At 67.1% G+C, this 20,387-nt stretch carries 19 protein-coding genes; 6 read left to right on the top strand and 13 right to left on the bottom strand.

Features of this window, described 5'->3' with window-relative positions; all coding sequences use genetic code 11:
- Nucleotides 1-545 precede the first annotated feature (545 nt).
- Together lexA and ASE69_RS02160 are read right to left on the bottom strand one after the other, a co-directional pair.
- Nucleotides 546-1,220 carry a transcriptional repressor LexA gene (gene lexA / locus ASE69_RS02165; protein ID WP_056482214.1) on the bottom strand — a complete coding sequence of 225 codons (675 nt, stop codon included), beginning with the start codon at nt 1,218-1,220 and terminating at the stop codon, nt 546-548.
- A 68-nt stretch (nt 1,221-1,288) separates the two neighbouring features.
- Nucleotides 1,289-2,470 (bottom strand): molybdopterin molybdotransferase MoeA, encoded by a 1,182-nt coding sequence (locus ASE69_RS02160; protein ID WP_056482211.1) that lies wholly within the window; start codon nt 2,468-2,470, stop codon nt 1,289-1,291.
- A gap of 546 nt (nt 2,471-3,016) precedes the next feature.
- Here ASE69_RS02160 and ASE69_RS02155 point away from each other — a divergent pair.
- The gene (locus tag ASE69_RS02155) at nt 3,017-3,709 is read left to right on the top strand and encodes an energy transducer TonB (protein WP_235517912.1); all 693 of its coding nucleotides are present in this window, start codon (nt 3,017-3,019) and stop codon (nt 3,707-3,709) included.
- Nucleotides 3,710-3,794: 85 nt separating this feature from the next.
- Here the strand turns inward: ASE69_RS02155 and moaC are convergent, their stop codons facing one another.
- Genes moaC through ASE69_RS02135 form a run of 4 tightly spaced genes read right to left on the bottom strand, consistent with a single transcriptional unit; the run spans nt 3,795 to nt 6,724 of the window.
- Entirely contained in the window at nt 3,795-4,262 is a 468-nt protein-coding gene (gene moaC, locus ASE69_RS02150; RefSeq protein WP_056482208.1) for a cyclic pyranopterin monophosphate synthase MoaC, read from the bottom strand.
- A complete protein-coding gene (gene trpC, locus ASE69_RS02145) occupies nt 4,259-5,050 on the bottom strand; it encodes an indole-3-glycerol phosphate synthase TrpC (protein WP_056482205.1) in 792 nt (263 codons plus the stop codon). Before trpC ends, moaC begins: the two co-directional genes overlap by 4 nt.
- Before the next feature lies 1 nt (nt 5,051).
- Entirely contained in the window at nt 5,052-6,044 is a 993-nt protein-coding gene (gene trpD, locus ASE69_RS02140; RefSeq protein WP_056482202.1) for an anthranilate phosphoribosyltransferase, read from the bottom strand.
- The gene (locus tag ASE69_RS02135; RefSeq protein WP_082452772.1) at nt 6,041-6,724 is read right to left on the bottom strand and encodes an anthranilate synthase component II; all 684 of its coding nucleotides are present in this window, start codon (nt 6,722-6,724) and stop codon (nt 6,041-6,043) included. Before ASE69_RS02135 ends, trpD begins: the two co-directional genes overlap by 4 nt.
- 184 nt (nt 6,725-6,908) lie before the next feature.
- Here ASE69_RS02135 and ASE69_RS02130 point away from each other — a divergent pair, with 184 nt between their 5' ends.
- Nucleotides 6,909-7,313: a hypothetical protein gene (locus ASE69_RS02130; protein WP_056482199.1), complete on the top strand. Its 405-nt coding sequence runs from the start codon at nt 6,909-6,911 to the stop codon at nt 7,311-7,313.
- A 97-nt stretch (nt 7,314-7,410) separates the two neighbouring features.
- Here ASE69_RS02130 and trpE read toward each other — a convergent pair whose 3' ends face one another.
- Nucleotides 7,411-8,904 (bottom strand): anthranilate synthase component I, encoded by a 1,494-nt coding sequence (trpE, locus tag ASE69_RS02125; protein ID WP_056482195.1) that lies wholly within the window; start codon nt 8,902-8,904, stop codon nt 7,411-7,413.
- A gap of 4 nt (nt 8,905-8,908) precedes the next feature.
- Nucleotides 8,909-10,864 (bottom strand): peptidylprolyl isomerase, encoded by a 1,956-nt coding sequence (locus tag ASE69_RS02120; RefSeq protein ID WP_056482192.1) that lies wholly within the window; start codon nt 10,862-10,864, stop codon nt 8,909-8,911.
- A gap of 150 nt (nt 10,865-11,014) precedes the next feature.
- Between ASE69_RS02120 and tpiA the strand changes: the two genes are divergently transcribed.
- Both tpiA and ASE69_RS02110 read left to right on the top strand, forming a co-directional pair.
- Complete coding sequence (gene tpiA, locus ASE69_RS02115) at nt 11,015-11,758, top strand: triose-phosphate isomerase (protein ID WP_082452812.1); 744 nt, start codon at nt 11,015-11,017, stop codon at nt 11,756-11,758.
- A 167-nt stretch (nt 11,759-11,925) separates the two neighbouring features.
- Nucleotides 11,926-12,624, top strand: coding sequence for a hypothetical protein (locus ASE69_RS02110; protein ID WP_056482189.1), 699 nt, complete (start codon nt 11,926-11,928; stop codon nt 12,622-12,624).
- 116 nt (nt 12,625-12,740) lie between these two features.
- On the opposite strand, the gene ASE69_RS02105 is transcribed toward ASE69_RS02110, so the two are convergent.
- Together ASE69_RS02105 and ASE69_RS02100 are read right to left on the bottom strand one after the other, a co-directional pair.
- Nucleotides 12,741-14,126, bottom strand: a complete 1,386-nt coding sequence (locus ASE69_RS02105; protein WP_056482186.1) for a leucyl aminopeptidase family protein — start codon at nt 14,124-14,126, stop codon at nt 12,741-12,743.
- Nucleotides 14,123-15,514, bottom strand: a complete 1,392-nt coding sequence (locus ASE69_RS02100; protein ID WP_056482183.1) for a serine hydrolase domain-containing protein — start codon at nt 15,512-15,514, stop codon at nt 14,123-14,125. Before ASE69_RS02100 ends, ASE69_RS02105 begins: the two co-directional genes overlap by 4 nt.
- 166 nt (nt 15,515-15,680) lie before the next feature.
- On the opposite strand from ASE69_RS02100, the gene ASE69_RS21735 reads away from it, so the two are divergent.
- Nucleotides 15,681-15,827 (top strand): lmo0937 family membrane protein, encoded by a 147-nt coding sequence (locus tag ASE69_RS21735; RefSeq protein WP_107954842.1) that lies wholly within the window; start codon nt 15,681-15,683, stop codon nt 15,825-15,827.
- Nucleotides 15,828-15,931: 104 nt separating this feature from the next.
- Here the strand turns inward: ASE69_RS21735 and rimO are convergent, their stop codons facing one another.
- The gene (rimO, locus tag ASE69_RS02095) at nt 15,932-17,284 is read right to left on the bottom strand and encodes a 30S ribosomal protein S12 methylthiotransferase RimO (protein WP_056483011.1); all 1,353 of its coding nucleotides are present in this window, start codon (nt 17,282-17,284) and stop codon (nt 15,932-15,934) included.
- Nucleotides 17,285-17,378: 94 nt separating this feature from the next.
- Here rimO and ASE69_RS02090 point away from each other — a divergent pair, with 94 nt between their 5' ends.
- Nucleotides 17,379-18,521 (top strand): anhydro-N-acetylmuramic acid kinase, encoded by a 1,143-nt coding sequence (locus ASE69_RS02090; protein WP_056482180.1) that lies wholly within the window; start codon nt 17,379-17,381, stop codon nt 18,519-18,521.
- A gap of 263 nt (nt 18,522-18,784) precedes the next feature.
- Here ASE69_RS02090 and ASE69_RS02085 read toward each other — a convergent pair whose 3' ends face one another.
- Together ASE69_RS02085 and ASE69_RS02080 are read right to left on the bottom strand one after the other, a co-directional pair.
- The gene (locus ASE69_RS02085) at nt 18,785-19,111 is read right to left on the bottom strand and encodes a hypothetical protein (RefSeq protein ID WP_056482177.1); all 327 of its coding nucleotides are present in this window, start codon (nt 19,109-19,111) and stop codon (nt 18,785-18,787) included.
- A gap of 89 nt (nt 19,112-19,200) precedes the next feature.
- Nucleotides 19,201-20,379 (bottom strand): vWA domain-containing protein, encoded by a 1,179-nt coding sequence (locus ASE69_RS02080; protein WP_056482174.1) that lies wholly within the window; start codon nt 20,377-20,379, stop codon nt 19,201-19,203.
- Nucleotides 20,380-20,387: the final 8 nt, after the last annotated feature.

The following is a 20,387-nucleotide window of genomic DNA, read 5'->3' as shown; positions in this document are numbered from 1 at the left end:
ATCTTCGCGCCTTTGCGCCTTCGCGTGAACAAAATCATCCGTCATCACCTGCGATCGCAGTGCGAAGAATTTGTTCACGCGGAGACGCGGAGCCGCGGAGACGTTTGATGCGATGGGTGAATCGGGCTGGCTATTGTTCAGTCTCACTGCCGAAGGCATTGGAACAGCTTCACCCCTCCCCGAACGCAACACCTCCGCGTCTCCGCGTCTCCGCGCGAACCAATTCTTCGGCAGCGCTGGAGATTGACGACGAGATGTTCGCGCAGAGGCGCTGAGGCGCAGAGATTAAGCGTTCAAACCGAGGGCGCGCTTCTGCGCCGGACCGCGGGATGGTCTTCCGGACACTTGGAGAGGCTGGTTTGGCGTTCAAAAACCTGGCCGTTTTCCCGACAGCCCAGCGCATCTAGCTTAACTTGCCGAAGAAATCCCGTCGCTGCTGTCGGCCGGAGGAGCGACTTGGCTTAGGGACTCGGCTGTCGCTTTTCCTGAGCAACCAAAAACTGGGACCGACCTGCGTCGTGATGACGCAGATCGATCCCGGCAGTTCAGTCGTAGCGGCGGAGGATGCCGGAGAGTTTGCCTTGGACCCGGACTTGGGCGGGGGCATAGCGTTGGGGGTCGTAGGCGCGGTTTGCCGGATCGAGGCGGACCATGGCGCCTTCGCGGCGGAAGTATTTTAAGGTGGCTTCGCTGTCTTCGATCAGGGCTACGACGATCTCGCCGTCGCGGGCAGTTTCGGTGCGGCGGATCAGGGCGTAGTCGCCGTCGAGGATGCCTGCTTCGACCATCGAGTCGCCCGAAACCTCGAGTGCGTAGTGTTCGCCGGTGCCGAGCAGCGCGGCGGGGACGGCTAGCATCGTGCTGCCCTCGAACGCCTCGATCGGGACGCCGGCGGCGATGCGGCCGTGGAGGGGGATCTCGATGACGTCGTTGGCCGGTTGCGGGGTCGCGGCGGCGGGGGCGGCCTTGACGTTCGACGGCTTGGTCGGCGTCTTCTTTTCCGCACGCTCGGGCATGCGTAGCACTTCGAGTGCGCGCGCGCGGTTTGGCAGGCGGCGGATGAAGTTGCGCTCCTCGAGCGCGCTGATCAGACGGTGGACGCCCGACTTCGACTTGAGGTCGAGGGCGTCCTTCATCTCCTCGAACGACGGCGAGACGCCGGTTTCGTTGAGGCGATCGTTGATGAAGCAGACGAGTTCGTGCTGCTTACGCGTGAGCATGGCGGTTCTCCGTCCGGAACAGACTGGGAACTTCTATGGAACATAATTAACGGCGTCAAGCGTCCGTATCACGCGATCACGAGGATTTCCGCCGATTCGCCGGTCTTCGCTACGGGTGCGTTGCCGGGGCGAACGATCAGGCAGGTCGAGCGGGCGAGCGTGAGCAGCATCGAGCTGTCCTGGATCGTCGAGGCATAGGCTTTGCCGTCGCGCAGTTCGGCGCGGAGATAGTCGGTGCGGGCGTTGTTGGCGGGGAGGTCTTCGCCGAGCAAGGCGTGCGTCGACTGGGGGAGCGGGTCTCTAGCGCCGGCCATGTGCGCGACGACGGGCTTCACGAACAGCGTCGCGGTGACGAATGCCGAGACCGGATTGCCGGGGAGGCCGAGTACCATCATCTCGCCGATCCGGCCGGCCATCATCGGCTTGCCGGGGCGCAGCGCGATCCGCCAGAAGTCGATGGTGCCGCCGGCGGCTTCGATCGCCGGGCGGACGAGGTCGTGGTCGCCTACCGAGGCGCCGCCGGTGGTGACGAGCAGGTCGGCCTCGACGCTGGCGAAGGCTTCGCGGAGGACTTCGAGATTGTCGGGGAGGATGCCGAGATCGATGATGTCGACGGGCATGTCGGCGAGCATCGCGGCGAGCATGATGCCGTTCGATTCGGGGAGCGCGACGCCGTCGGTAGTCGAGCCGGGGGGGACGAGTTCGTCGCCGGTGGCTGCGACGGCGACGCGGACGCGGCGGTTGACGGCGAGGCTGCCGTGGCCGCCGGTTGCGGCTACGGCGATGCGCGCGGGGCTGAGGCGGTCGCCGGCAGCGATCAAGCGGGTACCGGTGGAGAAGTCGAGGCCTTTGCGGCGGGTGTTGCGGCCGAGCGTCGGGGGGCCTTCGCCGGCTAGGATCAGGGTAGCGCCGTCTCGGTCGGCTTCTTCCTGGACCATCACCGTATCGGCGCCTTCGGGCATCGCGGCGCCGGTGAAAATGCGGGTTGCTTCTCCGTGGGCGACCTGGCCTGCGAAGGGGCGGCCGGCGGCGCTTTCGCCTATGACTTTCCAGGGGCCGGGGAGGTCTGTGTAACGGATCGCGTAGCCGTCCATCGCCGAGAGGTCTGCGGCGGGCTGCGTGCGGCAGGCGAGGATGTCCTCGGCGGCCCAGCGGCCGGCGGCTTCGCGTAGCGTCACGGTCTCGCTGCCGACGCGGGGGGCCATGGCGAAGAGGCGGGACTGTGCTTCGGCGACGGGGACTAGGGTCATGCTAAGGCTCTGTTTCTGGGCGGCTCTCCTGCTGGAAGTGCAGGAAGTTCACACGCTGGGAGACATTTGGCGGGCGCAGTTTTGGAGTTCAGGTTCGGAACGGTCTCGTCCGGTAGAAGGTCCGGCGGGAGGGGAGTTTTGGCGTGTCTGGCGCTTTGCCATGGGTTTGGGACGTAGGACAGGTGTTGTTGGGGTTGCGGTTGGTGTCTGGGCGATCCGGCGCGGCCACTGCGTCCTTGTTCTCCCGCGAAGGCGGGAGTCCAGACTGGGTCCCCGCCTTCGCGGGGAAACAGGGGTTGGGCGGAGCGGTCGCCTCGGATTACTTTGGCTTTCCCAACTGGGCCCCGGCCTTCGCCGGGGTGGTGTTGATAGTTCCGTCGTTTTCTCCGCAACCCGGCAAGTAGTTCGGCTAGTCGTCGATCACCCCTTCGCACGCTCGGCCAGCGCGGGTTCATCGCTTGCGGGGCTTTGTTTGGGGGAAAGAGACACCAGATCAGCATGATGACACGTAATCAGCCTCGGGCGAGAGACAGGATCGGGGCGGCGGTGGGTGCTGTCCTGTTGCCGGGGGTGCTTGGCTATGCGCTGCTCAACGGGCTGGTGGTGCCGATGCCGGCGGCGGTGAGCGATGCGTTGAAGGTGTTCGATGCGGCACCGCCTCCGCCACCGCCGCCCGAGGAGAAGGTGAGGCCTCGGCCGTCGCCTAGTCGCAAGCCGGAGGGGGCTGCGTCGCCGCCTAATTTGAAGTCGAAGGCTACCGAGGTGGTGGCGCCGCCGCCGGTGGTGCCGGTCGTTATCCCGCCGCCGGTCGTCGTTGCGGAGAAGGCTGGGGTGGGGGCGCAGGCTACGGCGGGGGCTTCGGATATTCGCGGGCCGGGGACCGGAAGTGGCGGGATCGGTAATGGCACCGGCAGCGGGGGGTATGGCGATGGCGATGGTGGCGGGGGTGAGGAGACCCCGCCGCGGTGGCGTAAGGGGCGGATGAAGAATTCGGATTATCCGGACGATGGTGCGGAGACCGGGATCAGAGGGCGCGTATTCGTGCGGTACGTGGTTGAAACCAATGGGCGCGTGTCGGGGTGTCGGGTGACTCGGTCTAGCGGGAGCCGGGAGCTTGATGCACTGACCTGTCGGTTGATCGAGCAGCGGTTTCGGTATGACCCTTCGCTGGATGCGGCGGGGCGACCAGTTGAGTCTACGATCGTCGAGAGCCACGACTGGTCTATCGATGATGACTGAAAGCTAGGCGCGTTCTGCTTGGCTTGCCCTCACCCTCGCCGCCTTTGGCGTCTTTCCCTCTCCCCTTTGGGGAGAGGGTGCCTTGTTACGCGGTCCAGTTGCCGGATTTGCCGCCGGATTTTGCGCGGACGCGGATGTCGGTGAGGACCATGGTCTTGTCGATCGCTTTGGCCATGTCGTAGATCGTCAGGAGCGTTACCGTGGCCGCCGTCAGGGCTTCCATCTCTACGCCGGTCTTGCCTTCGGTCGAGGCGGTGGCGGTGGCGGTTACGCCGGTTTCGTCCACCACGAGGTCGATCTCGACCTTTGTCAGCGGGAGCGGATGGCAGAGGGGGATCAGGTCGCTGGTGCGCTTGGCGGCCATGATGCCGGCGACGCGCGCGACGGCGAGGACGTCGCCCTTTTTCGCGGTGCCGGCGCCGATCGCCGCGGCGGCTTCGGCGGACATGGTGATGCGGCCGGAGGCGATGGCTTCGCGGGCGGTGACTGCCTTGCCGCCGACGTCGACCATTCTTACCGCGCCGGCTTCGTCGATGTGGGTCAGGCCGGTCATCCGATGAGCGCTCGTGTAGCGGCTTCGACGTCGGCCTGGCGCATGAGCGCTTCGCCGATCAGGAAGCAGTGGATGTCGTGTTCGGCCATCGCGTCGAGCTCGGCGCGAGTCGTCAGGCCGCTCTCGGCGACGAAGGTGCAGTCCTTGGGCGCCTTGCCGACGAGGTCGTAGGTGCGCTGGAAATCAACCGAGAAGTCGCGCAGGTCGCGGTTGTTGACGCCGATCAGGCGCGACTTGAGCCTCAGCGCGCGCTCCATCTCGTGCGCGTCGTGGACCTCGACCAGCACGTCCATGCCGCATTCTAGCGCGGAGGCCTCGATCTCGGCCATCTGGACGTCGTCGAGTGCTGCGACGATGATCAGGATGCAGTCGGCGCCGATCGCGCGCGCTTCGGTCGACTGCCACGGGTCGACCATGAAGTCCTTCCGCAGCACGGGGATCGAGACGGCGTCGCGCGCCGCGGTCAGATAGGCGTCGGAGCCCTGGAACCACTTTTCGTCGGTGAGGACCGAGAGGCACGCGGCGCCGCCGGCTTCGTAGGCGCGGGCGTGGGCTACGGGATCGAAGTCGGCGCGGATCAGGCCCTTCGAGGGACTGGCTTTCTTGACCTCTGCGACCAGCGCGTAGCCGGTCTTCGCGTCGCCCTTCTTCGCATCAAGTGCGGCGCGGAAGCCGCGCGGTTTCGACATGCGGGCGATGCCGGCGTCGATGTCGGCGAGCGAGGTCGTTGCCTTGCGCGCAGCGACTTCGGCGCGCTTGGTCTCGAGGATACGGTCGAGCATGGTCATGTCAGTAAGCGATCCAGCGGGCGAGCAGCGCGTCGGCGCTGCCGGTGTCGACGGCGGCGGCGGCTTTGGCCGCGCCGTCGACGAGAGTGGGGACGGTGCCGGCGACCATCAAGGCGGCGGCGGCGTTGAGCAGGACGGCGTCGCGGTAGGCGCCGGCCTCGCCTTTCAGCAGGCGGCGGAGTGCGTCGGCATTGTGGTGTGCGTCGCCGCCGCGGATGTCGGTGATGGCGTGGCGGGTGAGGCCGGCGTCTTCGGGGGTGATCTTGCCCGGAAGCGTGACGGTGCCGACCGAGGCGACGATGCTGGGGCCGGCACCCGACAGTTCGTCGAGGCCTTCTTCGCCCGAGACGACGAGCGCGGCTTGCGTGCCAAGCTGTTCGAGTGCTTCGGCGTAGAGCGTGACGTAGTCGGGGCGGGCGATGCCGATGAGCTGGCGGGTGGTGCCGGCCGGGTTGGCGAGCGGGCCCATCAGGTTGAAGATCGTGCGTTTGCCGATGCGCTGGCGGATCGGGGTGATGCGCTTCATCGCCGGGTGGTGGTTGGCGGCGAACAGGAAGGCGATGCCGATCTCGTTGAGGCTTGCCTCCGCGGTGGCGCCGACGCGGTCCATGTCTAGGCCGAGGACTTCCAATGTGTCGGCAGCGCCGGCCTTGCTCGAGGCGGCGCGGTTGCCGTGCTTGGCGACGGGGACACCAGTTGCCGCGACTACCAGCGCGACCGCGGTCGAGACGTTGAGCGTGTGGTGGCCGTCGCCGCCGGTGCCGCAGACGTCGATCGCGCCGGCAGGGGCGTCGATCGGGATCATTCGGTTGCGGAGTGCGCGCGCGGCTTCGGCGATCTCGATGCTGGTTTCGCCGCGCGTCGCGAGATCGGTGAGGAAGGTGGCGATCGCGTCGTCGCTCGCGCGGGCGTCGAGGATGTCGGCGAACGCTTCGCGGGCGGATTCGCGCGAGAGGGGGGAGCTGGGGTCTGGGAGAAGGGCGACGGTGGTCACATTCCCCTCCCGCTTGCGGGAGGGGGCAGGGGAGGGGCTTCCTGTCCAGCCGAGGTCGTGTTTGCGGCGCTGCCCTCCCCCGACCCCTCCCGCAGGCGGGAGGGGAGTTGGTGGGGGATGTTCGCCATCTTTAGGAAGTTCGCCAGCATTTCGTGACCATGCTCGGTCGCGATGCTTTCCGGGTGGAACTGGACGCCGTGGATCGGCAGGGTCTTGTGGCGGAAGCCCATGACCGTGCCGTCCTGCGCGGTCGCGTTCACCACCAGCGTGTCGGGGACCGCGTTGACGATCAGCGAGTGGTAGCGCGTGGCGATGAACGGCGAGGGCAGGCCAGCGTAGAGCCCGGTGTCGTCGTGGACGACGGGCGAGGTCTTGCCGTGCATCAGGCCGCCGCGCTCGACCTTGCCGCCGAAATGCTGGCCGATCGCCTGATGGCCGAGGCACACGCCCAGCAGTGGCTTGCCCGCATCCGCGCAGGCCGCGACGAGGTCTAGGCTCACCCCCGCCTCGGTCGGCGTGCAGGGGCCGGGGGAAATGAGGAACGCGTCCGCGCCCGACGACAGAGCCTGCCCGGCGGAGATCGCATCGTTGCGGACGACTTCGACCTCGACACCCAGTTCCATCAGGTAATGGACGAGGTTCCAGGTGAAGCTGTCGTAATTGTCGACGACGAGGATCATGGCGCCGCCATAGCCGATGCGGGGCGCGGTGCAACAGCGCTCGCCCGGGACGGTTCGGCGCTAATTGTCCTCGGCAAGGTCGCGAACGGCGTTGGTGGTTCCTATATCGCCTGGGCAGGCGACCATCATTCAGTGCGGAGCAATGCTGCATGACGGACGTTATTTGCTCAAAGGAGCCTGATCCATGTTTCGTACCGCCGTCCTCGCCGCACTGATCGCATTCCCCGCCACGGCGTACGCGCAGGAGGCGCAGGTCGACACGCCGCCGCAGCGCATTCGCAGCGTGACGCTGACCGGGGACCAGGCGTGCCCGAAGTCGACCGCGGGTGAAGTCGTGGTGTGTTCGACGCTCGACCAGCCGTATCGCATTCCGAAGCAGTTGCGCGACGACAAGCCGATCGCGGCGCAGAACCAGAGCTGGGTCAATCGTGCGGCGTCGATGGATCAGCTCGGGCGTGTTGCCGGCGGGTTGCCGGATACATGCTCGGCGGTCGGGACCGGCGGCCAGTCGGGCTGCTTCCTCGCGCGGAACAATGCCTATGCGCAGGAGCGTCGTGCGCCGGCTAGCGAGACCACGACCACGCCGTAAGCAAAACATGTTAGGGCAAAGATCTTGTTCTCCCGCGAAGGCGGGAGCCCAGTCTGGGTCCCCGCCTTCGCGGGAAAACATTTTTTCTAACGCCGGGTTACTGACCGAAGCCCGGAGCTTTCGCCCGGCTGACCGCTTCACGTGCTGCCGCCAAGATCGCGCCGGCCTTGGCTTCGCATTCGCGTTGTTCGTATTCGGGGATGCTGTCGGCGACGATGCCCGCGCCTGCCTGGACGTGGATCGTGCCGTCCTTCACGACCGCCGTCCGCAGCACGATGCAGGAGTCCATCGAGCCGTCGGGCGAGAAATAGCCGACCCCGCCTGCGTACGCGCCGCGGCGTTCGGGCTCCAGCTCGGCGATGATCTGGCAGGCGCGGACTTTCGGTGCGCCGCTGACCGTCCCGGCCGGGAAGCCGGCGAACAGTGCGTCGAGCGCGTCCTTGTCGGGGGACAGCGTGCCAACGACGTTCGAGACGATGTGCATGACGTGGCTGTAAAATTCGACGCCGTAGCTGGCCGTTACCTTGACCGAGCCGGGTGAAGCGGCGCGCCCGACGTCGTTGCGGCCGAGATCGAGCAGCATCAGATGTTCCGCGCGCTCCTTCGGGTCGGCGAGCAGGCTGATGCGGTTCGCCTCGTCCTCGGCGGCGGTCTTGCCGCGGGGGCGCGTGCCGGCGATCGGGCGGATCGTGACTTCGTCGTCGCGGACGCGGACGAGGATTTCAGGGCTCGAGCCGATCAGCGCGAAGCCGGGCAGGTCGAGGTGATACAGGAACGGCGACGGGTTGATGCGGCGTAGCGAGCGGTAGAGCTCGAACGGCGGCAGTGCGAACGGAGTGCTGAAGCGCTGGGCGAGCACGACCTGGAAGATGTCGCCGGCGAGGATGTAGTCCTTCGCGGTAGCGACCATCTCGCCGTAGCGGCCTTCGGGCAGCGCGGGGGTATAGGCGGGTTCGGCGACATCGGCGCGGATCGGCGCGGGAACCGGCGTGCTGGCAAGCTTGGCGGCAACCGCGTCGAGGCGTTCTTCGGCCTCGGTCACGATCGAGTCGGCATCGCGCGAAGGATCGGGCCAGGCGGGCGCGACGAGGTAGAGTGCGTCGGTCAGGCGGTCGAATACCAGGATGACGGTCGGCCGTACGAAGATCATGTCGGGCATGCCGAGCGGATCGACTGGCGGTTGCGGCAGGGCCTCGACCAGCCCGATCGTCTCGTAGCCGAAATAGCCGACCAGGCATGCGAGCGCGCGGGGGAGTTCGGCGGGGACGTCCGCGCGGCATTCCGCGACCAGCGCGCGCAACGCATCGAGCGTCGGCACCGGGCATGGCTCGAACGTCTCGCGATCGGTTGCCCAATGGCGGTTGATCTCCGCGCGGTGGCCATGTGCGCGGAACAGCAGGTCCGGCGCGAGGCCGATCAGGCTGTGGCGGCCGCGAGTTTCGCCCCCCTCGACCGATTCGAGCAGGAAGTCGCCACGCCCAGGCTCGATCAGCTTGAGCGCGGCCGCGACCGGCGTCTCGGTATCAGCGACCTGACGACGCCAGACGAGCGCGGGACGCCTTTCGGCCAAGGCTTCACGCGCGCTCGTCATGCGATCAGTTCCCGGCGCCGCCCTGGCCGAGCAGGTCGGCACGGACGCGCGCGAGTGCCGACGGGTTGGTCTTCACGCCGACATCGGCACGAACCGCCTTGGCGAACTGCTCGACATATTCCCGACCGACCGAGCGGGCGATATTGCCGCGTGCTGCCTTGATCGCCGCGTCGTTGCCAGCCGCGTTGCCGCTCTGGACGTTGTCGAGCTTGATCACGAACCAGCCGCTGTCGTCGGGTGCGGCCAATGTCTTGGCGGTGTTCGGCGCCATGCTGAACATCAGCGCGAGCGCGGGCGGTGCGCCGCGCGGATCGGAGGCGAGCTGAGCACGCGCGGCGGTCAGCGTGCGTGCGGGCGGCATCGGCAGCTTGGTCTGCGCGAGCGACTGCTGGATCGGCATGCCCTTGTTGATGCGCGCGAGCACTTCCCCGGCGACGCGATGTGCGGCCTGGCGAGCGCGATCGGCAGTCACGTCCTTGAGCACCGCGGCGCGAACCTGTGCCAGCGGACGCGGGGCCGAATGAACGACACGGCCGAGCGCGACCACTGCGAAGCCGCCATCGGTGCCGACCTGGACCAGCTGCGGACCGTCGCCATCGGCGGCCTGGAACGCTGCGGCGACGAGTGGCGTAAGCGCAGGGTCTGGCTTGCTGGCGGGATCGTCGGGGTTGATGCCGCTGGCGATCAGCGCGGGCGTGGTGACGGCCGCGAGCTTCTGGTCGGCGATGACTTCGTCGAACGTTGCGTTCTTCGACAACGAATCGTCGATCTTGTCGTGGATAGCCGACAACGCTTCGGCAGATTTCCGGATACCGAGCGCGGCGGCGATTTCCCCACGGACCTGATCGAGCGAACGCGCAGCGACCTTTTCGACCTTGTCGATCTTCGCGACGGTCCAGCCGAGCGGCGTGCGGACCGGGCCGATCACCGCGCCGCTGGCGGCGGCGAAGACGGCATCGGCGACCTGCGCGGACGTCGTTCCGGCATAGGCGGCCTTCTCGACACCGGTCTGGGTCGAGGCTTCGAGCCCTGCACCGCGAGCGGCGTCGGCGAGGCTGGTGCCACCCTTCACCTTGGCGGCGATCGCGGCGGCACCGGCCTGGTCGGCGACGACGACCTGCGTGATGTCACGCTTCTCGGTCGCGGCGTAGCGGGCGCTGTCCTGCTGATAGGTCTTGGCGATCTCGGCGTCGGTCGGGACGGCCTGTGCTTTGACGGCCTCGGGCGTGATCATCGCGTAGCGGACGACGCGGCGCTCGGGGACAGTGTAGCGCGCGATGTTGCGCTGATAGAAGGTGTTGAGGTCCGCATCGCTCGGCGCGGGGCCGGCGGGGACGAGGGCGGCAGGAATGAAGCCGATCGTGCCGGTGCGCTTTTCTAGCAGCAGCGACGCGTAGGGCAGCGCGAGCTGGCTGGCGACCTGGGTCGCGCCGTTCGAAGGCAGCGTCAGCTGCTGCGCGAAGGTATCACGCTCGATATCGCTGCGGATCTGCGCGTCGGTCAGCTTCCGCTGGGCGAGCACCTGGCGGTAGAGATTCTCGTCGAACTTGCCGGTCGGGCCCTGCAATGCGGGGATGCTGGCGATCTGGCCGTCGATCGCGCGCTTGCTGACGACCATGCCCTGTGCGCGGCCGAACTGCTCGAGCGCCATGCTGGAGATGATCCGGTCGAGCGTGCCGTCGAAGCCGCCCTGGTTGACGAAGGTCGCCATGTCGAGCGTCGGCTGCTGCTGGCGGAAGCCCTCCATCTCGGTCTGCGCCTGCGTCTTGAGCTGGTTCGCGGTCACGTCCGCCTTGCCGACCTTGGCGACGTCGCCGCCGGTGATCCCGGCACCGCCGGTCATCGAGCTGAGTCCGGTGACGTCACCCGCCGCGAACGCGAGCGCGATCACGCCGAGTACCAGGAACGTGATGATCACGCCGACCTTCGAATGGGTAAGGCGGCGGAAGAAAGCGAGCATGGACAGCCGATCGACAGGGATGGGAACGCGGTTGCTTTACGGGGGCGAGGGCGGCTCTTCAAGTCGGGCGCGCAACGTTGCTTGGGGTTGTGTGGGGTTGTGCGGGGCGGGTGCGGCGCTATCGCTGGGCAAAACACGCGGGAGATGACGATGCGGCGTAAGCTTGTAGCCGGAAACTGGAAGATGAACGGGTCGCGCGCGGCGCTGGCCGAACTCGATACGATCGCTGCGGCAGCGGCTGCGGCGCCGGGCGTTGACGTCGCGGTGGCGGTGCCGTTCACGCTGATCGACGCGGCGTCGCAGCGCGTGCCGGGGTTGGCGATCGGCGCGGAGGATGTGCACGAGGCGGATTCGGGCGCGCATACCGGGTGCGTTTCGGCGTCGATGGTCAGGGAAGTCGGCGCAAGCTTCGCGATCGTCGGTCATTCCGAGCGTCGCGCGGACCAGCATGAGACCAGCCATGACGCCTGGGCGAAGGCGGCGGCGGCGCGGCGGCAGGGGCTGAACGTGATCCTGTGCTGCGGCGAGACCGAGGCGGAGCGCGATGCGGACCGTGCCGAGCGGGTCGTGCAGGCGCAGATCGAGAAGTCGGTGCCGGACAATGCGGACGGGAGCTGGTTCACGCTGGCGTACGAGCCACGCTGGGCGATCGGGACGGGACGCACGCCGACGCTGGACGAGATCGCGGCGATCCACGCGATCGCGCGCGCCAAGTTGCGGATGCTGATCGGTGATGCGGCGGCCGGGGTACGGATCCTGTACGGCGGGTCGGTGACGGGGGCGAATGCGGCGTCGATTCTCGATACGCCGAACGTCGACGGGGCGCTGGTCGGTGGCGCGAGCCTGACCGCGGAGAAGTTCGTGCCGATCATCGAGGCTGCGGCGGGGTTGTGACGGGAGGTCCGGTCGATCTTGATCCTGATCTGGACGTTTATGATCCGGATCTCGGGTAGAGCGTGTTAAGTCTCGATAAACATGGCGGTCTTATGGTCCGTGAAACGATTCGACGGCCAAGTTTCGGGCCGGGACTTTGATCGGACAACTTCGGTGCGAGGGTTGATATGGCCAGGTGGTTCCCCGGTTGCGTGAGTGCCTCGCTGATCGCGAGCGCCGTCCTGTGTCCGATCGCGGCGCGCGCGGAGACGCCGCGCGAGTTGCTGACGCAGGCCGGTTTCGTCGACCGCGATCGCAATGTCGCGCTGGCGCGGATCGACCGGGCGGCGGCGGCGGCGGGGCAGGCGCTGAGCCGTTCGCCGAACGACGCCGAGGCCGCGATCATGCAGGCGATGGCGAAAGGGTATCGCGCCAAGCTGCTCGGCAACCGGAGCGAGGCGATCGCCGCGCGGAAGCAATATGAGGCGCTCGTTGTCCGCTATCCGCGCAATGCCGAGGCGCAGGCGGCGCTTGGCGCCTGGCATGTCGGGGTGATCGCCAAGCTCGGGCGGTTCGTCGGGCGGGCTGTCGCGGGCGCGCAGAAGGCGACCGGGTTCGAGGCTTTGGATCGGTCGGTGGCACTGGGTGGCAACCGCGCGATGTTTGCCGGGCTTGCCGGGTTGTTGCGGTTGGAGCTTGATCCGAACGATGCGCGGGGACGGGCGCTGGTCGAGACGGCTAGCAAGGCCCCGACGCCGACCGCGATCGACGGGTATGTGCGCAAGGCTGCGGTGGCGGTTCTGGTACCGTTGCGGGCTGGCGATGCGAATGCGACGAAGGCGCTGGCGGACAAGTTGCTGCCGTTCGGGCAGTTCGCGACGGGGTGACGTCGTCTTCGCTTGCGATTTCCCGGGCATCAGCTTGTTCTCCCGCGAAGGCGGGGGCCCAGGATCTCACAGGACGACGTTCGTAACCCTGGACCCCCGCCTCCGCGGGGGTACGGCTAGGCGCCGTACCGCTTGGCCAACATCGCGAACGCGGCGCGCAGGGCGTAGGCCTCCCCGCCTTTCGGTCGTCCCGGCTTGGCCGACGGCCGCCACGCGAACACGTCGAGATGCGCCCACGCCGTAGTTTTCGGAACGAACCGCCGGAGGAATAGCGCGGCGGTGATCGCGCCTGCGAAACCGCCATCGGGCGCGTTGACCATGTCCGCGATGTCCGACTTCAGCATCTCGTCGTAACCGTTCCAGAGCGGCAGGCGCCACATCTGGTCATTCTGTTCCAGCCCGGATGCGAGCAGGTCCGCCGCCAGCGGCTCGTCGTCGGTCAACATCGGCGGCAGGTCGGGGCCGAGCGCGACGCGCGCTGCGCCAGTCAGCGTCGCGAAGTCGAGGATCAGTTCGGGATTGCTCTCGCCCGCTTTCGTCAGCGCGTCGCCGAGGACAAGGCGACCTTCCGCGTCGGTGTTGGTGTTCTCGACCGTCAGGCCCTTGCGTGTCGGGAGCACGTCGCCGGGGCGGAAGGCGTTGCCGGCGATCGAGTTTTCCACCGCGGGGATGAGCAGATGGAGGCGGACCGGGAGCTTGGCGGCCATCACCAGGCTCGCGAGCGCCAAGGCGTGCGCCGCGCCGCCCATGTCCTTCTTCATTAGCCGCATGCCGGCGGACGGCTTGATGTCGAGCCCGCCGGTGTCGAAGGTGACGCCCTTGCCGACCAGTGCGATGCGGGGGTGCGAAGGGTCGCCCCATTCGAGTTCGATCAGCCGCGGCGCGCGGTCCTTGCTCGCGGCCTGGCCGACCGCGTGGATCATCGGGTAGCCGGTTGCGAGCGCATCGCCGCGCGTGGTGGTGACGGTCGCGCCGTGGCGTTTGGCGAGCGTCTCTGCGGCGGCTTCGAGGTCGGCGGGGCCCATGTCGGACGCGCCGGTGTTGACGAGATCGCGGACCAGCGCGGTGGCTTCGGCGAGGCGAACCGTCTCGTCGATATTCGCGGCGTCGGCGGTCAGGAGTATGCGGAGCCCGACCGCGTCGGGCTTCACGTACCTAGTGAACTGGTGCTGGGCGAGCATCCAGCCTAGCCCGGCAGCGCCGACCGGCCCCTCTGCAAGACGATACGTGCCCGCGGGGAGCGACGCGCCGAGCGATGCGATCCGCCACGGCGACGTCACCGCTTCGTTGCAGACCAGCAGCATCGACCAGTCGTCCGCGGTCTCGCCGGGCAGGACCGCGCGGTCGCCGGGCTTGCCGGTCAGCCGGTGTGCGGCGATCGTCGTGCGGATGCGCTGCGACTGTTTGGCGAGCCAGCTTTCATACGCGTCGGGCTCGACGACGTGGATCGTCCGCGCGGGCTGGCCGCGGTCGGGTTGGAGCATCGAAGCGAAGTCGGTCATTGTGCGGGCGCCACCAGGAGTTGTTCGTATCGGCCGTTCGCGCCGGGCTCGGCATAGGTGCTGAGCGAGAGCGTGCGGTCGGGATAGGTGATGCGGTAGGTGCGGTTGACGAAGCCGCCGCGCAAGCGGGTCTTGCCGGTTTGTGCAAACGCGGTCGGCTCGCCGAGCGTGCCGAGGCTGGCCTTGTAGTCGGCGAGCGCGACCGGCTTGAAGTAATAGTTGGCGTCTTCGGTCAGGCCTTTGCGGTCGAGCGTGCCGGTGCGGAGCTGGTCGTAGACGGCGCGAGCCCGGCCGAGTGCGGCGGTATCTTCGGCATTGGCGGGTGCGGTGGGCAGGACGATCTTGGCGACGCCGGCGGCGATGCGTCCCGTTGCGTCGCTGAACCAGCTGTTGGTGAGGACGACGATGGCCGCCTTGTCGTCGGGATAGACGGTGTTCTCGGACAGGAAGCCGACCGCTTCGCCGCTGTGCTCGACATAGCGGCGGCCATTCGCGCTGCCGGTGAAGACGCCGAGGCCGTAGCCGTTGCTCGATCCGTCGGCGAGCTTGACGGGGGTTTCCTGCGCGGCCCAGTCGTCGGCGGGGAGCGTGGTGCGGTTGAGGCGCGCGACGTCCCATTTGGCGAGGTCTTCGGCGCTCATCGAGAGTTCGCCGGCGGCGTAGAGCCAGCCGTCCGCGCTCGGCGTTTCGGGGCGGACGGGGCCTAAAGCGAAACGGCCATAGCCTTGCGGGAACGCTTTGCCGATCGCCTTGTCCTGGTCGAGCGCGCGGATGTCGAGTGGTTTGAAGATGCGTTGCTGGAGGAAGGCGAGCAGCGGTTGATGCGCGACCTTCTCCACGATGAGCCCGGCGACGACGTAGCCGGTGTTGGAATATTGCCACTGTGTGCCGGGCTGGAAATCGAGTGGCTTCTTGGCCCAGCGATCGACGATCTGCTGAGGCGTGACGGGCTTGGCCATCGCCGCGAAGCTGTAGTCCTGCGGCCAGTAATCCTGGAGGCCTGAGGTATGGCTGAGCAGCTGGCGGATCGTGATGCGGTCGCCGCCGGTGATGCCGGGGATGTATTTCGCGACGGTGTCGTCGAGGCTAAGCTTTCCCTCGTCCTCCAGCAGCAGGATCGCGGCGGCGGTGAACTGCTTCGAGATCGAGGCGATCTGATAGGGGAGTTTGGCGTCTGCCTTGGCGATCGCTTCGGAGGGTTTGCCATACGCCTTGGCGAACACGATCCGCCCGCCGCGGATTACGGCGATCGAGGCTGAGGGCACGCCGGTATCGCCGAGCGCGCGGGTGACCAGCGTGTCGATCTGCGCGGTTTCGGCGGGGGTGAGCGACTGCGCGATGGCGGGTGCGGGCAGCAGCGCGGCGACGGCGAGGAGGCGGAGGATCATGGCGCGCAACGAAGCAGAACCGGCCTGCGTGCGCAACGCCCACGATTTTTATTCCGTGGCGGTTGAAGGGGTTAGGCTAGGGCAGGAATGTTGACGGAACACGTCGTGTTACACGCACGTTTCATCGTCCGACCGGGAGCCTTTTCACGTCTTAGGGGACACAACCATGCTGTATACCATCGCCGTCATCCTGCTGATCCTCTGGCTGGCAGGCTTTGCCTTCCATGTCGCAGGCGGACTGATCCACATCCTGCTGGTGATCGCGGTCATCGTCGTTCTGGTGAAGCTGTTCACCGGCCGCAACGTCGTCTGACGGACTCGCGAACTTAGCCGTTCTCCCGCGGACGCGGGAGTCCAGGATCACCAACGGTATCGTTCGAGATTCCTGCACCCCCGCTTTCGCGGGGGAACAGCTAATTAGACGGGGACGCCGTAGAGGTCATGATCGTCGGCGTCTTCGATCGTGACCGGGACGATGTCGCCGACCGTCAGGTGGCCGGCGTCGCGAAGGAAGACTTCGCCGTCGATCTCGGGCGCATCGGCCTTCGAGCGGCCGGTGGCGCCTCCTTCGTCGACCATATCGATGATCACATCAAGCGTGCGGCCGATCTTGGCCTGCAACTTAGCCGCGGAGATGGCCGCGGTCTTTTCCATGATGCGGGCGTAGCGCTCTTCCTTGAGCTCTTCGGGCACGTGGTCGGGGAGCAGGTTCGCCGCCGCGCCCTCGACCGGCTCGAACCGGAACGCGCCGACGCGGTCGAGCTGTGCTTCGTCGAGCCAGTCTAGCAGATACTGGAAATCTTCCTCGGTCTCGCCGGGGAAGCCGACGACGAAGGTCGAGCGGATCGTGATGTCGGGGGCGATCGTGCGCCAGTTGTGGATGCGCTGGAGCACTTTCGCATCGTTGCCGGGGCGCTTCATCCGGCGCAGCACCGACGGCGCGGCGTGCTGGAACGGGATGTCGAGATAGGGCAGCACGAGGCCCTCCGCCATCAGTGGAATGACGTGGTCGACGTGCGGGTACGGGTAGACATAGTGGAGGCGGACCCACGGCGCGATCTTGCCGAGTTCGCGCGAGAGATCAGTCATATGCGCGCGGACGTCTCGGGCTTCATTCCGCGACATCGGGCCGCCGGTCTTCACCGGCCAGCTGGCGTGGCGCAGGTCCACGCCATACGCAGACGTGTCCTGGCTGATGACCAGCAGTTCCTTGGTGCCGGCCTCGACGAGCTTCTCCGCCTCGCGCAAAATCGCGTCGGGGCGGCGGCTGACGAGATCGCCGCGCAAGGACGGGATGATGCAGAACGAGCAGCGGTGGTTGCAGCCCTCCGAGATCTTCAGATAGCTGTAGTGGCGCGGGGTCAGCTTCAGGCCGGCGTCGGGGATCAGGTTGAGGAACGCGGACGGCGGCATAGGTGCGGCTTCGTGGACCGCGCCGACGACCTGCTCGTATTCGTGTGCGCCGGTGATTGCGAGGACCTGCGGGAAGCGCGCGCGGATCGCGTCGGCTTCCTTGCCCATGCAGCCGGTGACGATCACGCGGCCGTTCTCGGCAATGGCTTCGCCGATCGCCTCGAGGCTTTCCTCCTTGGCGGAATCGAGGAAGCCGCAGGTGTTGACGAGCACGATGTCGGCGCCGGCGTAATCGGGCGACATCTGATAGCCGTCGCCGCGAAGCTGCGTGAGGATCCGCTCGCTGTCGACGAGGTTCTTCGGACAGCCGAGCGAGACCATGCCGATCTTCGGCGGGGAGGGGAGTGTTGTTGCCATGAAGCCCGCGCACATAGGCGCAAAGTTCGGTTTTTTCTAGGCGGGCGAATTTGCTTCCTGCATGGGTGGGCGGATTGCGCGGGAAGGAACCGATATGCTGGCGATTGGACTGATGTCGGGGACGTCGCTCGACGGGATCGACGCGGCGTTGATCGAGACCGATGGCGAGGCGTTCGTGCGGCCGATCGCGTTTCGTGGCGAGCCGTATTCGGATGCGGCGCGCGCGCAGTTGGCGGAAGCCACCCGCATGGCGCTGACGTTCGACAAGCCGCGTGCCAGTCCGCCGGTCGTTGCTGCGGGCGAACTGATCACGCGCGCGCATGTGTTTGCGGTGCACAAGTTGCTGGCGGATGCGGGGGTCGCGGCGGCGGACGTGGATGTGATCGGCTTTCACGGGCAGACGATCGCGCATCGGCCGGATCGACGCTGGACTTGGCAGATCGGCGACGGGGCGGCGGTTGCGCGGGCTACCGGGATCACGACTGTGTCGGACTTTCGGTCTGCGGATGTGGCCGCGGGCGGGCAGGGGGCGCCGTTGCTGCCGGTGTATCATGCGGCGTTGGCGGCGGGGCTTGAGGGGCCGGTCGCGGTGCTGAACCTTGGCGGGGTGGGGAACATCACCTTCATTCCCGGCGGGCGGGACATGCATGATTCGCGCGAGATGTCGCCGGAGCGGGCACAGATGACGGACCGCGATGGGCTGGTGGCGTTCGATACCGGGCCGGCGAACGGGTTGATCGATAGCTGGGTCGAGGCGGAGACGGGGGCGCGGTATGATGCCGGGGGGGCGTTGGCGGCGTCTGGGCGGGTCGACGAGACCGTGTTGACCGCGATGCTGGACCATCCGTTTTTCGATGCGCCTCCGCCGAAGTCGCTCGATCGGAATGATTTTACGATCCAGCCGGCGCGGGGGTTGTCTGCTGCAGATGGCGCGGCGACTTTGACGGCGTTTACCGCGGCGACGGTGGCGGAGGCTTTGCGGCATCTGCCGGCTCGGCCGGTGCGGTTGCTGGTCGCGGGAGGTGGTCGGCACAATCCGACGATGCTGGCGATGATCGCCGCGCGGACCGGGTTGGTGGTGGAGCCTACCGATGTGCTCGGGTGGAACGGCGATGCGCTGGAGGCCGAGGGGTTCGCGTATATGGCGGTTCGGACGTTGAAGGGGCTGGCGATCAGTTTTCCGGGGACGACTGGGGTTCCGGCGGCGATGGCTGGTGGGGTTGTGGATCGGGTTTGAGTGCTCGCCGCTGGGCTAACGCTACCCACAACCGGCCTAAAGCTTGTTCTCCCGCGAAGGCGGGAGCCCAGACTGGGCTCCCGCCTTCGCGGGAGAACAAGGACGTGCAAGCTCGTCCGGTATTGGATCTCCACCCCGGCGGAGGCCGGGGCCCTGTTGGGGGACGTCGCTAACTAAGCGGGCGCTTCACCACCTCGACCTTTCCAACTGGGCCCCGGCCTTCGCCGGGGTGGTGTAGGGTGGGGTGAGCGGAAGCGTTTGTATCAGTGCGCCTTCTTCGCCTTGGCTGGCTTCTTCGGCTCGGGCTTCTTTGGCGGCGCCTTCTTCTCCGCCGCGTCCTTAGCGCGCATCGCAGGCGCTGCGATCGCCGCTGCGATCCCCGCGATCACTGTCGCGCCGACCGCAATCGCGGTCTTCGGGTGCGACTTCACCGCATCCGTCGCGGTCGCGAGGCCGGCCTTGGCCGCGTCGGTCGCGTCCTCGACCCAGTCGCTGGTCGCCGCGGTCTTCTTCGCGTCGGGTTTCGGCTTGTGGTCGTCGTCGTGATGAACCTTGGCGTGCGGCATGGCGGAGTTGGGGATCGACGACATAGGGCTTGTCCTTCGGTAAGGGATGATGCCCGATAAACCGATCGCGTCCGTGACGGTTCCGTTACGGTCCGTCGCTCAACGCGCCAAACTCACCGTTTGCGGGTCAGTTCGCGCATCGCGTCGTCGAGCCCGGCAAGGCTCAGCGGGTACATCCGGTCGGTCATCAGTTCGCGAATGATCCGCACCGACTGCGAATAGCCCCATTTCGCCTCGGGCACCGGGTTGAGCCATGCCGCCGCCGGATAGGTGTTGGTCAGCCGCTGCATCCACACCGCGCCCGGCTCCTCGTTGAAATGCTCGACCGAGCCGCCGGGATGGGTGATCTCGTACGGGCTCATCGACGCGTCGCCGACGAAGATCAGCTTGTAGTCGTGGCCGTATTTGTGGAGCAGGTCCCACATCGGCGTGCGCTCGGCGAAGCGGCGCGTGTTGTCCTTCCACACGCCTTCGTACGGGCAATTGTGGAAGTAGAAGAATTCGAGGTTCTTGAACTCGGTCGTCGCTGCCGAGAACAGCTCCTCGCAGAGCTTGACGAACGGGTCCATCGAGCCGCCGACGTCGAGGAACAACAGCAGTTTTACCGCATTGCGGCGCTCGGCGCGCATGACGATGTCGAGATAGCCCTGGCGTGCGGTGCCGGCGATCGTGCCATCGATGTCGAGTTCGTCGGCGGCGCCGTCACGCGCGAAGCGGCGCAGGCGGCGGAGTGCCACCTTGATGTTGCGGGTGCCGAGTTCCTTGGTGTTGTCGAGGTTGCGGAACTCGCGCTGGTCCCAGACTTTCAGCGCGCGCTTGTGCGTACTTTCGCCGCCGATGCGGACGCCTTCGGGGTTGTAGCCGCCGTTGCCATACGGGCTCGTGCCGCCGGTGCCGACCCATTTGCTGCCGCCCTGATGGCGTTCCTTCTGCTCCTCGAGACGTTTCTTGAGCGTCTCCATGATCTCGTCCCACGAGCCGAGCGACTTGATCGCGGCCATCTCCTCGGGGGTCAGGAATTTCTCGGCGACCGCCTTCAGCCAGTCCTCGGGGACTTCGCCGGCGGGGGTGCCGTAGCTGCTGGCGAGGCCGCGGAAGACCTTGGCGAACACCTGGTCGAACTTGTCGAGCAGCCCCTCGTCCTTCACGTACACCGCGCGGGAGAGGTAGTAGAAATCCTCGGGCGTCCGCTCGATCACCTCGGCGTCGAGCGCCTCGAGCAGGATGAGGTGCTCCTTGAGGCTGGCGGGGATGCCGGCGCTGCGGAGTTCGTCGAGGAAGTTCAGGAACATGAGGTCAC

The organism is Sphingomonas sp. Leaf208, assembly GCF_001421415.1.
Taxonomy (GTDB): domain Bacteria; phylum Pseudomonadota; class Alphaproteobacteria; order Sphingomonadales; family Sphingomonadaceae; genus Sphingomonas.
The sequence above is the reverse complement of the archived record's forward strand: the minus strand, read 5'-3'. Positions and strand labels throughout refer to the sequence as shown.